Below are 14,052 nucleotides of genomic sequence, written 5' to 3' on the forward strand. Positions count from 1 at the left end.
CCGCCGTTCTGGCGCGGGTGGACGTCGTCAAACGAACCACCGCCGCCCAGCAGGACGAAGGGGGTGAAGTGCTGGCGGTCACCGAAGGAGTAGGTGAGGTCGCCGCCCAGGTTGTGGATGTAGTAGTCGCCGCCGTTGCCGGCACCGGCTTCCAGGGTGCTCAGGGTGTAGTTGGCTTCCCAGCCCCAGTGGTTGGCGAAGTGGCGGCCGAACAGGATGCTGGCGCCGGCGCCGTATTTGACGTCCGGGCCGCGGTGGGTGTCGGCGCGGTCGTAGTTGCCCAGGATGCCGATGTAGTCGATGTCGCGCACGCCGGCGAACGGGTCGCTCGAGGCGGTTTCCGCAGGCGCGCTCGCGTCCACGGGGGCGCTGGCGGTGGTCGTGTCGGTGGGTGCGGGTTCGGCAGCAGCGGGAGGCGGCGTGCCGGCATCGGCCGGGGCGGGGGCGCTGGTATCGGCTGCGGGCGGGGTCGCCGCATCGGCGGGAGCCGGAGCGTCCTGCGCCAGAACGGAACCGCTGACCAACAAGCCAGCCGCGGCCGTGAACAAAGCAATGCTACGCATAATGCAATCTCCCTGAGACGTTTAAATATCGCGATCCTGCGAAGTTCGCTCGCGACCCGGATATAACAGACGGACGCGAAATCCTTATGACAATGCCAATGAGGGCGCCAAGGATACTCTACGAATACCCTACACTGCACCAGCAAAGTGCAACAAACCTTCGGACACGCCAGGGAGTACGCGCCCGTGCAAGGCGCTTGTGCAAGCACCGTTGCAAGTTTGCATCGCTGTTACTGCCCCCGGACGGACGCCTCGAACGTGCCTCTCGCCGTAGCTAAAACACAGCAAGTACCATGCCGCAATCACGCGATGCATCCTCCGATATGAGGCCTGCATCACACTCCCGCCCGCTCATTTGACGACATCAGGGTAAAGATCCGGTCCACCCGTTGCACCAGGCCGGCGCATGGCTGAACCGATATGGCCCACCAACAGGCCATGACCGTATGGTTCAAGAAACTGGCAAGTTATCTACGCATTTCAACGGACGCCCGCCAGACCGAAGAAATGCACCATGCCCCTCCGCCCCGTCCCGCGGCGATTGATCCCGCTTTTGGCCTCGGCCGCGCTATTTCCGGCGACGGGTGCGCAAGCCGATGACGTCCTGCATTACCAGTGCAGCACCGTCATGCACCACGGTCCCGGCCCCTGCCAGGCCTCGGTACCGCCGGCGGTGGATGAGTCGGACGTCGAGATCGACCTCGACAGGAAAGCCTGGAAGTCCGGCATCGGCAATGGCCGAGGGCAACAGCATCACCCTGCTGCAACGGGGTGGCCAGAAAGGCCGCGACGCCGGCATCGACCGCAGCAGCGGCGCCTTCTCCCAGCACTTCCAGTCCGGCTGCCTGGTGGAAACCCAGGGCGGCAACTGCAAACTCGTCCCGGCCCCAAACCCGGCTACGCGCCAGCCCCCGGCAAAGTAATCGCCGGTACGAGCGCCCCTACCCCGGAAGCGCTACAAGGTCTTCAGGTACTCGATCAGCGCCTGGCGTTCCTGGTCGGTCAGTACCGCGGTGAACTCGTGCCCCTCGTTGCCCTGGCTGTACATATGCGTGTTGTAGATCTTGCGCTGCTCGATCTGCGCGTCGGTAAGAATCGGCAGGCCGGATAGATTGAACAGCAGGCCGCCGTGCGCATACAGCCCCGACAGGATCTGCTGCACCAGCGGATCCACCGCCGGATCGTTCGGATTGCAATCGAGATAGGGAACCACCCCGGGCGCGCCGCAAGTCAGGGCCTCGTACTTCCAGCCGAGCTTGTCGCTGTCGTAGGCGCGGGCCAGGCTGGTGTCGTAGCCCATGATCAGATCCGGCTGCGCTGCCGGCGCGGGCGCCGAGACGCGGCGCCAGATGTCGTGGCGATCTGCGGGCTTGAGCACTTCCCACACGTTCGGTACCGAGCCGTTGTGCAGGTAGGGCGCGGTGGCCCACACCCCGTACAGCGGCGGAGCCAGGTAGCCCAGCGCGCGCGCGCCGCGCACCTGCGTATCGTTCTGGTCATGGCAGGCCGGCACGTCCGGGTAGGCGAACCAGTTGGTCCGCGCCATCGTGGAAATGGCCTGGCTGTTGCCGTTGACGCGCGCCGGATCGGTGCCGATCACCTCGCTCGGCACCACGTAGGCGGCGATGCCTTCCAGGGCCGGTGCATCCAGGTAAGCCGGGTCATTGACGAAGCGCGGCGAGTACGCGCCGTGGCAGCTGGCGCAGGAACCGTTGCCGCCGGCCGGCTTCGGCACCGGATTGTTCAGCTGCGGCGCCCACAGGTTCTTGCTGTGGAACAGGATCGCGCCCTGCTCCGCCAGCGTCGTGTCGATCGTCCCCGGATAACTCGGCGCCTTCAGCGAGGCGAGCCAGGCCGTGGAGTCCGCCTCATGCGCCAGCACCCAGTCCTCGGCCGCCTTCAGCGGAATGCCCGCGTTGGGGAAATCGAAAGACAGTTCGATGCGCGTCGCGTCCATCGGCAGGCCGCCGTCGAAGAACTTGAGCGGACGGTGCCCCACGTTCCACCACACCGGCGGATCCTCGGTGCCGGTGGACGGTGCGGTCTGGATGAAGGCGGCGCCGATCAGCGAAGCCGGATCGGTGATGGTGAGCAGGTCGAACAGCTGGAAGTTGGTGATGTTGCCGGTGCCGCGGGTCTTGTTCAGCGCCACCGCGGCCAGCGCCGCATTGGCCGAGCCCAGATCGCCGGACAACACCGAGATATCGCTCAGGCTGTTGGTGCCGTAGAGGGTGCCGAGTCCGGGGCCGTCCGCCGCCGTGCCCACCTGTCCGCTGTGGCAGATATTGCAGGTCATGCCCACCTTGCCGGTCCAGCTGCCGTCGGCATTGCGCAACTGCGTGAACGCGACCGGCAACTGGCCGGAACCGCCGTTGGTCTGGTTGGGATCTTCGCCGGTCAGGGGATAGGGATTTCGCGTCGCCGCCAGCGGCGTGCCGTAACGCTCGGCCAGCACCGCGTCGAAATTGTCCGGCCGCGCCTTCATGTGCCACTTCCGCCACAGCTGATTCCAGGTATCGGACGACACCGCGAAGGCCGAGCTGGCCGCATCGCCGGCGAACTCGCTGCCCGCACCGATCGCCCCGCTGCCGCCGACCAGGGCCTTGCCCGCCGCCTCGCGCTGGCGCAGCTCGCCGCAGGTCTTCGGCTCGGCGTCGGCGCGGCAGGTCTGCCAGTACGCGTTCATGTAAACCGCCTTGCCCTGGTTGACCCCCGGCACCACCATGCGCCGCGGATCGGTGGGCAGTGCGGCGCTGTCGGGCTGCGCCGCGCAGTAGCTGTCCCACACATGCCCGCCGTGCGCGCTGCCGAGCAGGGGCTGCGCCTGCGCCACCGGTCCACCACCGGCACCGCTGAGCAATGCGGCGCAGCCATCGGGATTGTCCCAGCAACCGAGCAGAGTCTGCATCGCCAGGTACGGCTGGCTGGTCGTTGCCCAGGGCTGGCCGCCGGTATGGCCCTGCGCCGGATCGGAAGGATTGGTCAGCAGCTTGTTGGACGCGACGCCCTTGCCCAGCCTGGTCCAGGACGTCATCAGGTTGGCGTAATCCTGGCCCGCATCGCCGGACAGCAGGAACAGATTGCCCTGCGTCGCCGCGCTGGTCCCGGCCGTGTCGGCCACGCCCCCCGGCACATGGCAGGTGCGGCAGTAAGCCATATTGGGTTCCACCTCGGCGGCGAAGAAGGCCTGCGGCGTGGAGAAACTGCCGCCGCTCACATTGCCGCTGCCGCTGCTGCCGCCCGCCACCGGCGCGCCGCTATAGTTGCCGCCACATGCCGCCAGCAGCAGCAGCACCGCCGCCAGGCCAACGCCGCCGCGCACTGTCCGTCCCATGAGCCTTCTCCTCCAGCCTGCGGAAGTCGGCCGGGACGTCCGTCCCTTGCTCGCTTCCCGTTTGATGCATCCGCCGCTCCCCGGCATCCCTCACGCAGGGGCCGGAAGAGTCGACAAATGTCTGTTCGTAAAAAGTAACACTTGTCACTTTTACTGTCAAACGCTATTATTTATTCCATGAATCAGGCCCTTAGCGACGATGCCCTGCCCCGCCAGCCCTTGCAGCAACGGGCCAAGGATCGCTTCGAACGCGTGCTGGAAGAAGCCGAAGCAGTGCTGCTCGAAGCCGGCCTCGCCGGCTTTTCCATCCCGGTGCTGGCGCAGCGCCTGGGCTATCCGCGCGCCACCATCTACAAGTTCTTCCCCACCCCGTACGCCATCCTCAACGAACTGTTGCGGCGGCACCTGGCACAGCTGGAACAAGGCCTCGCCCTCAAGGCCGCCAGTTTTCCAGCCGACCAGTCCTGGCGCGAGGTCGCGACGGCGGTGGTGCACTTCGCCGCCGAGTTCCACAACGCCAACCCGGTCGGCCGCCTGCTGATCCTCGGCGGTCCGGTCACCGACGAGAGCTACCGCACGCAGGAGATCAACATCCAGCACCTCGGCTCGCTGGCGCGGCAGTTGCTCGCCAACCAGGGCATCGCCGTGCCGCAGTCGCCGGACGTCGCCGTGCTGGCCGTGGATATCGCCACCACCTGCTTCCGCCAGTCGGTGTTCCTGCACGGCGTCATCACGCCGGAGTACCGCGAGGAAGCCGCCTACGCCATGGTGGCGTATCTCGCGCGCTACGCCGCGGCTTCAGGCCGTTAGCCTCTCTACCACCCTCGTCATCCCCAAGCGCAGCGAAGGATCCGGCCCAGCGTCGAAGCGGGGGCTTTCACCCCGCCCGATACAACGCGGACGCATTACCGGCATCGACTCCTCGGCCGCCCTAGGCTATCCGCTGTTCGGGGATAATGGCGGCATGGACACGCTGGAAATCCCCATCTTCCCCCTCGGTTCCGTGCTCTACCCGGCGGGCCTGCTGTCGTTGCGCATCTTCGAGCCGCGCTACGTCGAAATGACGCGCGCCTGCATCCGCGACAACAGCGTGTTCGGCGTCACCCTGATCCGCGCCGGTTATGAAGTCGGTGCGCCAGCCGTGCCTTCCGAAATCGGCTGCACCGCCCGCATCCTGCAATGGCAGGAGCCGGAACCCGGGCGCTACACCCTGCTGGCGCAGGGCGAATCGGTATTCCGCATCCTGCGGCGCCGCACCCTGCCCAGCGGCCTGATCGTCGCCGAGGTCGGGCTGGAGGAGCCGCCGGACCCCTTGCCGGTGGCGGATCGCCATGAGCCGCTGGCGGAACTGCTCGCCGACATGATCGAGCAGATCGGCGAGGTGCACTTTCCCAAGCCGCGGCGCTTCGAAGACGCCGCCTGGGTCGGCAACCGCCTGTGCGAGCTGCTGCCGGTGGAGCCGGAACGCAAGCAGAAGCTGCTCGAAACCGCCGACCCCCTGGCGGTGCTCGACGAGGTCGGGCGCCTGCTCAAGGAACTGCGCGACCAAGGCGGCGCAGCCGACTAGAACTGGTACTTCAGGAACACCTGCGCGAAGTCGCGATCCGCATACGTATTGTAGACGCCGCCGCCCCAGTACCAGGTGTAACCGATGCTCAGCGAGAGCGGCTGGTGGTAGCGCAACTCGTACAGCGTGGCGACCTGCTTGCGGCCCTTGACGAAATTCCCCGCCGGCCCCGGCGAGATGCCGCCCACGTCCTGCGACCAGATGATGGTCGGCGTCAGCGTCACCCCCGGCACGATCTGCTCGTACTTGAGCAGGCCGATGACGCGGTAGCCCCAGGACAGGGCCGTGGGATAGCCGGCGTGATCCTGCTGGTGCGGATTGAAGCGGATGCCGTCGGGCCCGTAGGAGCAGTCCGGGATGTTGGAGCAGCCCATGCGCGAACCGTCCGCGCCGGAGCCGTCCGCGCCGGCGGTGGGGCCATACGTCGAATTCGGCCCCTGCAATACCAGCTGGTCGTAGGACGGCAGGAACGGCACATACTCCGCGCCCAGTTCGTACAGCAGGATGATCTGGTCGGCGCCGATGGGATTGTCGGTGGCGCCGTAGACGCGGGTGGCGCCGAGGTTGAACTGGAAGTCCTGCATGCGCTGGTAGCCCTGGATGTAGCAGGGACTGCTGCGGTTGTAGGGATAGTACGGGTGCTGGAACTTGTCGAAGTTGAACTGCGCGTCCTCGGCGCTGCCCGGTTGCGGATAGCAGGGCGTGTTCTGCCCCACCACGCCGCCCCGGTAGGGAATGACGAAGTTGGGGAAGTAGCGCTGCGAGCCGGCGGCGTGGCCGATGACCAGGTCGTAGGTATCCTGCTGCGTCACGCGGCCCGAGGCATTGACCGCGTCGCTGCTGCCGTAGAGGACGCCGGCGCCGTTGGGGCCGTTGCCGAGGCCGTTCAGGCCCAGCGCGCCCAGCGGCCCGCTGGTGCCTTCGCAATTCACGCCCTGCTGGCCGCAGGCGGTGCCGGCATGGCCCAGTGCGGCGAAGGCCAGGTCGTGCGCGTCCACCTGCATCGGCTTGTTCGGACGGTAGGCGATCTCGCCCTGCAGCGAGTAGCTGCCGATGGTGGTGTTGAAGCTGAAGCCGGCGAGATGGATGTCCTCGGGATATTCCAGCACGTACTTGATGGTATCCAGGTCCAGCGCGTCGGAACGCGCATGGGCCGGGTCGCCGATGGCGAGCAGCGGAATGTTGGGGCAATCGAGCACGGTCGTGACGAGGTCGGTCGCGTCGTTGTGGCGCGCATTGCCTTCCTTGCGCAGGCAGCTCGGGTAGGCCGAGAAGAAGCTGACGTAAGGCAGGTGCGAATGGTAGTTCTCGTAGTACAGCGAGAAATCGGTGCCGTTGTTGATGCTGTCGCTGTAATAGTCGAGCTTGATGCCGTACTGGCCCGAGGTGCGCGGCTCCCAGTCCGGCAGGCGCGAGATGGTGGCGCAGGTCGGCGTCAGCCCGGACAGCGGGTTGTCCAGCAGCTTGCCGATGCAGTCCGGATCCTGCGCGCTGCCGCCGAAGGTGCCGTTGAGCGTATTCGGCCCGGCGTTGCGGCTGCCCACGTTGATATCGGAGAAATAAGTCCCCGGCGCCGGCGCCTCGGTGGGCTGCCACTCGAACTGGTAGAAACCCTCGATGGTGCCGTTTTCGACCGGGCTGAACGACAGGTCGACCATGTTGAGCGGCGTGAACACCTCCTCCACCTGGCCGCCGATGCGGTAGAAGTTGTTGGCGTTGATCGGGTTGGCCGAGTTCACGCTGTTGATCTGCAGCGTGGTGCTCTCGCCCCAGTTGACCAGCTGGCGGCCGAGCTTGAACGTCAGTTCCTTGTCGCCCCACAGCGGCAGCTTGCCGAAGAAATAGCTGTCCAGGTACTGGAAATTGGTGCCGGCCTGCTCCAGCACGCCGCTGTCGGTGCGCTTGTTGCGCACCACCCCGCCGGGGCCGAAGAAGCGACCGGTCAGGGCGGTCCTGTTGAGCAGCGACACGGGCACGCCGAGCTGGGCCAGCCCGCCGACGACGGTGTTGACCAGCGGTACCGCGAGGGTGCTGCCGACGCGCCCCACCTGGTTGATGTTCTGCGGCGTGATCTCGTCCGGGTGGTACTCGGTGAAGTCGTTGTTGACCACGTCGTAGAAGAACAGGCCGCGGGCGAAGAAGCCGAAATTGCCCCAGGTCAGCGTCAGATCCGGCGTCACCTTCAGCGGCGCCTGGAACAGGTCGTACTTGTCGCGGTAATTCAGATCACCCTGGTCGCCGTTGCTGGAGGCCGAGCCCGGCGCGGCCACCAGGTGCTGCGCCGGGTAGATCTGGGTGCGGAACAGGCCCTGGCAGCTCTGGAACACCCCCGAGCATACGTTCGGGTCGAGATTGCCCTTGCCGATCAGCGCCGAACTGGGCGCCTGCATGCGGATACCGACGCCGCCGGTGAAGGTGGTGTTGAGCACCCCTTTGATCGGCTCCTGCGTCAGCGGCGGCGTGAAATCGAAGTCGATCGCCAGGGCCGGGCCGGCCAGCAGGACGCCGCCCAGCAATACGGACATGGCAAGCAAACGGGCGGCGCGGACGCGCGGCGGCCTGGGCAGCATCCTGTTTTTCCTCCGAGCACTGCGGTTTTTTGAGCTGCCGGCGGATACCTGCCCTCTCCGGGGCGGCGCGCCGCTGACATAAAGTGCCTGTTCTTCAGCATAGGCGCCAGAGGTATCCGGAAAAAATGCGCATCGCGGACACGCGCTTGTGAGTTCCGGAAACCCCTCATTACGGGTAGACCACTTGGCGAGCCCGGCGGTTTACCATAGCGAGCGTCCTGTAACGCTCCCTCGCAAGGCGTAACCGATGGCCCCCGACGGTAATGCCGGTAACGCCGGCAAGCGATCCCCCAGCATCGCCATCATCGGCGGCGGCTTCGCCGGCCTTGCCATGGGCTATTACCTGAAGCAGGCCGGCATCGAATCCTTCACCATTTTCGAGAAGGCGCAGGACCTCGGCGGCGTGTGGCGCGAGAATACCTATCCCGGCGCCGCCTGCGACGTGCCCTCGCACCTCTACTCCTTCTCCTTCGAGCGGCACTACCCCTGGTCCTGCCGCTACGGCAAGCAGTCGGAAATCCTCGACTACGCCCGCCACGTCGCGAAGAAATACGAGCTGCGCGCGCATTTCCGCTTCGGCAAGGAAGTCACCGGCGCCGAATACGACGCGCAGCGCGGCCTGTGGCGGGTGGGCTTCACCGATGGCGAAACCGTCGAAGCCGACATCCTGGTCTCCGGCGTGGGCCAGCTGCACCGCCCCGCCTACCCCGACCTGCCCGGCCTCCAGCACTTCACCGGCACCGCCTTCCACTCCGCCCGCTGGGATCACGGTTACGACTTCAGGGGCAAGACCGTCGCCGTCATCGGCACCGGCGCCAGCGCCGTGCAGTTCGTGCCGGAGCTGGCCAAGCGGGTGCAAAAGCTTTACCTGTTCCAGCGCTCGCCCGGCTGGTGCATCCCCAAGTTCGATCGCGCCTTCAACGCCTTCGAGCGCTGGCTGCTGAACAATGTGCCCGGCGTCTACGACCTCGATCGCGCCCGCATCTTCTGGCTGATCGAGTTCCTCGCCTCCTCCATGATCAGCCACGGCCTGCTCAGCAAGCTCGCCGACGGCACGCTCAAGCTGCTGTCCAGGATGCTGATGCGGGTGCAGGTGAAGGACCCGGCGCTGCGCCGCAAGCTGACCCCGGACTTCCCGGTGGGTTGCAAACGCACCCTGCTCTCCAACGACTGGCTCCCAGCCCTGTCACGGCCGAACGTGGAGGTGGTGACCGAGGCCATCGCCGAAATCACCGCCGACGGCGTCAGGACCGCCGGCGGCGACCTGCGCAAGGTCGACGCCATCGTCTACGGCACCGGCTTCGCCGCCTCGCAGTTCCTGGCGCCGATGGACCTCAAGGGTGGCCAGGGCCAATCCCTGCGCGAGCTGTGGCGCGACGGTGCCGAGGCTTACCTCGGCGTCAGCGTCGCCGGCTTCCCCAACTTCTTCATGCTCTACGGCCCCAATACCAACCTCGGCGCCGGCTCCATCATCTACATGCTGGAAACCCAGGCCAGCTACATCGCCCAATGCGCAAGGCTATTGGAAGCTCAGGGACTGCGCTCGATGGAAGTGCGCGGCGAGGTACAGCGCGACTACAACGCGGAACTGCAGCAGCGCAACCGCGGCACCACCTACGAATCCGGATGCCACAGCTGGTACATCGGGCCGGATGGCCGCAACACCAACAACTGGGTCGGCTACATGAGCGAATACGGGCGCCGCCTGCGCGCACCCAATGCGGACGACTACGTGCTGGAACCCGCACCGGCCCCGACGCAGGCGTTCGCAGCCTAGGCGTTCCGGAACGTCAGGACGCTTTCACCGGCGGCACCGTCGAGCGCACCTGGTAAACGCCGCGGCTCTCGGCGACGACCACGCCATCCGCCGTCTTCAGCTGCCCTTCCAGGATGAACTCGGCCTTGCCCTTCTCCGCCGCCTGCGCCGACAGCGAGGCGATGTGGATGTCGTCGAGCGCGATTTCCACCGTCACGTCGCCCTTCGCCGGCTTGAGGAAACGCAGATCCAGTTCCTTGACGATGGGGTAGAACTTCGCGGCATCGAAGCTCGACAGGAACAGCGCTCCGCCCGGAATCTCCGCCAGGGTGAACAGCGCGCCCGCATACATGGTGCCGATATGGTTGCCGTTGCCGGCGAAGGGCATCAGGCACTTGACGTAGCCGCGTCGCAACTCGACCACCCGCAGGCCGCTGTTGGCGACGAACTTGATGCCGCCTTCCAGCATCTTCTTGGCGAGTTCCAGATCCATTGTTCTATTTCTCCTCCAGCGTCCCAAGCAAATTCATCGTGATCCCCCCATCCATCGTCGGCAAGCTTATCTGTTCACTGCGATTCAGGCCGCCAAGGCGGTTTCGTTCGCGGACCCGACCCGGCCCAGCGCATCCTCCAGAATCATCGCCGCGCCCTTCTCGCCGATCATCGTCGCCGCCGCATTGGTGTTGCCGCCGATCAGCGACGGCATGACCGAAGCATCCGCCACGCGCAATCCTTCCAGCCCGTGCACGCGCAGGCGCGGATCCACCACCGCCAGCGCATCCTGTCCCATCTTGCAGGTGCCGACCGGATGGTAGATCGATTCCGCATGCCGTCGCACCCACTGGCGCAGTTCCTCGTCGCTCTGCACCGCGGGCCCCGGCGCCATCTCCACGTCGCGGTGCGCATCGAACGCCGGTTGCGCCAGCACCTTGCGCGCCAGCTTGATGCCGCGCACCAGCCGCTCGATCTCGCGCGACTCGGCGCCGTAGTTGGGATCGATCAGCGGCGGCGCCAGCGGATCGGCGCTGTGCAGGCCGACATGGCCGCGCGACAGCGGCCGGTTGTCGTTGATGGCGATGGAATAGCCGTAGTGGCGGAACACCGGCCCCAGGCGCAGCCCGTGGTAGGCATTCACCACCGCGCCGAAGTGCCATTGCAGGTCGGGGACCGGCTCCTCCGGCAGCGAGCGCACGAAAGCGCCGGCCTCGACCAGGTTGCTGGTGAGATAACCACGCCGGAAGAACGCATACAGCAGCAGCCCCAGTATCGCCTTGGGCCAGGAGGTGGGATGGAAGGAGAAGCCGACGCGGCTCTTCGCCTTGGTCACCAGGTATACGTCGAGATGATCCTGCAGGTTCTGGCCCACGCCCGGCAACTCGTGCTTCAGCGGGATGCCGTGCTTCTCCAGCTCCTCGCGCGGCCCGATGCCGGACAGCAACAGCAACTGCGGTGAATTGAAGGCGCCGCCGCTGAGCACCACCTCGCGCGTCGCGCGCACTTCGCAATCACGGCCGCGACGGCGGTATTGGACACCGACCGCGCGCCCATCCTCCAGCAGCACGCGCGTCGCATGCGCGCCGGTGACGACGGTGAGGTTGGGCCGCTGTTCGGCGCCGCGCAGGTAAGCCGCCGCATTGCTGCAGCGCTCACCGTTGCGGTGATAGCTGCGCAGCACGCCGTAGCCTTCCTGCTGCGCGCCGTTGAAGTCGCTGGTGTGCGGCAGCCCGGCCTGCTGGGCCGCATCGAGGAAGGCGCGGCTCAGCGGATTGAAGTGGCGCCGCTCGGCGATATTGAGCGGGCCACCCTTGCCGTGGAAACGCTGGTCGCGCGGCTCGCACACCGGCTCGTAGTTCTCCGACTGGCGGAAGTACGGCAGCACCTCTTCGTAGCCCCAGCCGGTGCAGCCGAGGCTGGCCCAGCGGTCGAAGTCCGAGGCGTGGCCGCGGATGTAGACCTGGGCATTGATGCTGCTGGAGCCGCCCAGCGTCTTGCCGCGCGGCTGGTAGAAACGCCGACCGCCCATATGCGGCTGCGGCTCGCTCCAGAACTTCCAGTTGCAGAACCAGCCGCGCATCAGGGGGATCAGCCCGGACGGCATGCGGATGAACGGATTCCAGTCGCGCGGTCCGGCCTCGAGCAGGCACACCGTGTACCGCCCGTTGGCACTAAGGCGGTTGGCCAGCACACAGCCGGCCGAACCGCCGCCGACGATGACGTAGTCATAGCTTTGTGTCCTGGTGGTCATACCGCCGCACTCCGTTCGCCCCGAGTGCCCGCGCAGCGGGTGTATCGAGGGGCCATTACGGCACCATCCCCTGCACCGGAACCAACGGCTCGACCTCCGCCACCGGAAAGATCATCCTGAAATCGGTGATCTTCATCGCCGCCACCACCTCGCCGCGGGCGAGATCCGGGAAATAGCGCGCGTCGAAACGCCAGTTGCGCACCTTGGCGAAACGGAAATGCCCACGCGCCTCCGGCGCATAGGAATAGACCTTGCCCTCGCGCAGCTGCGACAGCGTGCGCAGCCTGCGCGGTACCCAGTGCCCCGGCGCCGGCAGGCGTGGACCGCGCGCTTCCAGTTCCAGTTCAGCGAAGACGGTGCCGTCGGCGGCGGTCAGCGCCACCTTGTCGACGCCGTCGGCGCCGTATTGCACGTCGAAGTCGCAGCGGTCCTTGGGTATGCCCCAGTTGACCTCGCCGTTCACCACCGAAGCCCAGGTGGAGACGAAGATGCGCGAGATCGACAGGTTGCGGCGCTTGCCGATGGCCAGCGCCCCGGGGATGTACAGCAGTTCGTGGTAAGGCCCGACGTCGCCGGCCGAGTAATCCACGAACATGGCGTAGGCCAGCCGGCTACGGCCGAGGCGCGGGCAGCCTTGCGGCAGGAAGCTGCCCTGGTCGAGCACCTCGCGCGGCAGGCGCACCGCGAACAGGTAGCCCTGTCCGGACAGATCCCAGGGGGCGGGAGCGAGGGCGACGCTGGAAGGTCTGGATTGGGTCATCGGAGGCGGCATTGGAGGAGTCTGGTTGCAGTGCAGCAGCTTAGAGAAGGCGCATCCGGTACTGGATGACACGCCGGGACAATTTATTGATAATTCCGGACAGGCATTGTCTACTACCCGCATGCCAGACTGGAGCATCCCCCACGGTATCGCCGGCGTCCGCCATCTGGTCGAGGTGGCGCAGTCGCATGGCGCCACGCTGGCCGCCTGCCTGGAAGGCAGCGGCATCAATCCCGCCGCCATCGATAACAGCGAGGCGGAGATCGCGCCCGAACAGGAACTGCGCGTGATCCGCAACGTGGCGGCGGCCCTGCCCCAGGTGCCGGCCCTGGCCATGGAAGTGGGCTTCCGCTACCACCTCACCGATTTCGGCATCTGGGGTTACGCCCTGTTCAGCAGCCGCAGCCTGCGCGAGGCCCTGATGCTGGCGCTGCGCTACCTCGACCTGAGTGCCATCTTCGGCGAACTGCACTACGAAGAGAGCGGCGACGAAGCCTACCTGCACCTGGACTACCGCAAGGTACCGGCCGAGATCCGCCAGTTCCTGATCGAACGCGATGCGGTGGCGATTCTGCGCATGCAACGCCTGATCGATCCGCGGCCGGCGCCGCCGCTGCGGGTGTACTTCGAATTCCCCAGGCCGACCTACGCCGAACGCTTCCGCGAAGTGTTCGGCAAGATGCCCGAGTTCGGCGCCAGGAAAACCCTGCTGGTGCTCGACCGCAAGGTCGCCGACCAGCCGCTGCCGCAGGCCAACGAAGCCACCGCGCGCATGTGCGAACTGGAATGCCAGAAACTCCTGGCCCGCCGCCGCGCCCGCTCCGGCATCTCCGCCAAGGTGCGCGACATCATCCTGCGCCGGCCGGCGCAGGCCGCCGACATGGAAGTGGTCTCGGCCGAACTGTGCATGACCTCCCGCACCCTGCGCCGGCACCTGGCCGACCAGGGCACCAGCTTCCGTGCCCTGCGCGACGAGGTGCTGATGACCCTGGCGGAGGAACTGATCGGTACCGCCCAGATGAAACTGGCGGAAGTGGCCGAGCGGCTGGGCTATTCCGATGCCGCGGCGTTCAGCCATGCGTTCAAGCGATGGAAAGGGGTGACGCCCGGAGCCGCACGCGCCGGCTAGAACTGGATGCTGTTCCCACTCTCCCTACGAAGTGGGGAGAGGGCTGGGGTGAGGGGCGCTTTTCTATTTGAATTGCACCACCCTCCGTTCGCCCCGAGTGCCCGCGAAGCGGGTGTATCGAGGGGCCA

The 14,052-nt window shown here is 66.5% G+C and carries 10 protein-coding genes and 1 pseudogene; 5 read left to right on the forward strand and 6 right to left on the reverse strand.

Annotated elements, in window-relative coordinates; genetic code table 11:
• Positions 1-563: pseudogene (locus BP26_RS27945) on the reverse strand (hypothetical protein); the annotation flags it as partial.
• A 734-nt stretch (positions 564-1,297) separates the two neighbouring features.
• On the opposite strand from BP26_RS27945, the gene BP26_RS0121995 reads away from it, so the two are divergent.
• Positions 1,298-1,486: a hypothetical protein gene (locus tag BP26_RS0121995; RefSeq protein WP_029922712.1), complete on the forward strand. Its 189-nt coding sequence runs from the start codon at positions 1,298-1,300 to the stop codon at positions 1,484-1,486.
• Positions 1,487-1,518: 32 nt separating this feature from the next.
• Here BP26_RS0121995 and roxB read toward each other — a convergent pair whose 3' ends face one another.
• Positions 1,519-3,897, reverse strand: coding sequence for a rubber dioxygenase RoxB (gene roxB, locus BP26_RS0122000; RefSeq protein WP_157572694.1), 2,379 nt, complete (start codon positions 3,895-3,897; stop codon positions 1,519-1,521).
• 177 nt (positions 3,898-4,074) lie between these two features.
• On the opposite strand from roxB, the gene BP26_RS0122005 reads away from it, so the two are divergent.
• Together BP26_RS0122005 and BP26_RS0122010 are read left to right on the forward strand one after the other, a co-directional pair.
• The gene (locus tag BP26_RS0122005; protein ID WP_029922714.1) at positions 4,075-4,707 is read left to right on the forward strand and encodes a TetR/AcrR family transcriptional regulator; all 633 of its coding nucleotides are present in this window, start codon (positions 4,075-4,077) and stop codon (positions 4,705-4,707) included.
• A gap of 154 nt (positions 4,708-4,861) precedes the next feature.
• The gene (locus tag BP26_RS0122010) at positions 4,862-5,464 is read left to right on the forward strand and encodes an LON peptidase substrate-binding domain-containing protein (protein ID WP_029922715.1); all 603 of its coding nucleotides are present in this window, start codon (positions 4,862-4,864) and stop codon (positions 5,462-5,464) included.
• Here the strand turns inward: BP26_RS0122010 and BP26_RS0122015 are convergent.
• On the reverse strand, positions 5,461-8,034 hold the full coding sequence (locus BP26_RS0122015) for a DUF1302 domain-containing protein (RefSeq protein WP_051749290.1): 2,574 nt from the start codon (positions 8,032-8,034) through the stop codon (positions 5,461-5,463). The two genes, BP26_RS0122010 and BP26_RS0122015, sit on opposite strands and share 4 nt — an antisense overlap.
• Before the next feature lie 247 nt (positions 8,035-8,281).
• On the opposite strand from BP26_RS0122015, the gene BP26_RS0122020 reads away from it, so the two are divergent.
• Positions 8,282-9,811 (forward strand): flavin-containing monooxygenase, encoded by a 1,530-nt coding sequence (locus BP26_RS0122020; RefSeq protein ID WP_051749291.1) that lies wholly within the window; start codon positions 8,282-8,284, stop codon positions 9,809-9,811.
• Between the two features lie 13 nt (positions 9,812-9,824).
• Here BP26_RS0122020 and BP26_RS0122025 read toward each other — a convergent pair whose 3' ends face one another.
• The 3 genes from BP26_RS0122025 to BP26_RS0122035 form a co-directional block, all read right to left on the reverse strand.
• Positions 9,825-10,283, reverse strand: coding sequence for a PaaI family thioesterase (locus BP26_RS0122025; protein WP_029922718.1), 459 nt, complete (start codon positions 10,281-10,283; stop codon positions 9,825-9,827).
• A gap of 84 nt (positions 10,284-10,367) precedes the next feature.
• Positions 10,368-12,035, reverse strand: a complete 1,668-nt coding sequence (locus BP26_RS0122030) for a GMC family oxidoreductase (RefSeq protein WP_029922719.1) — start codon at positions 12,033-12,035, stop codon at positions 10,368-10,370.
• Between the two features lie 55 nt (positions 12,036-12,090).
• Entirely contained in the window at positions 12,091-12,795 is a 705-nt protein-coding gene (locus BP26_RS0122035) for a hypothetical protein (protein ID WP_029922720.1), read from the reverse strand.
• A 106-nt stretch (positions 12,796-12,901) separates the two neighbouring features.
• Here BP26_RS0122035 and BP26_RS0122040 point away from each other — a divergent pair, with 106 nt between their 5' ends.
• Positions 12,902-13,924 carry an AraC family transcriptional regulator gene (locus tag BP26_RS0122040; RefSeq protein WP_157572695.1) on the forward strand — a complete coding sequence of 341 codons (1,023 nt, stop codon included), beginning with the start codon at positions 12,902-12,904 and terminating at the stop codon, positions 13,922-13,924.
• The last annotated feature ends 128 nt before the right edge of the window (positions 13,925-14,052 follow it).

The organism is Nevskia soli DSM 19509, assembly GCF_000711955.1.
Taxonomy (GTDB): domain Bacteria; phylum Pseudomonadota; class Gammaproteobacteria; order Nevskiales; family Nevskiaceae; genus Nevskia; species Nevskia soli.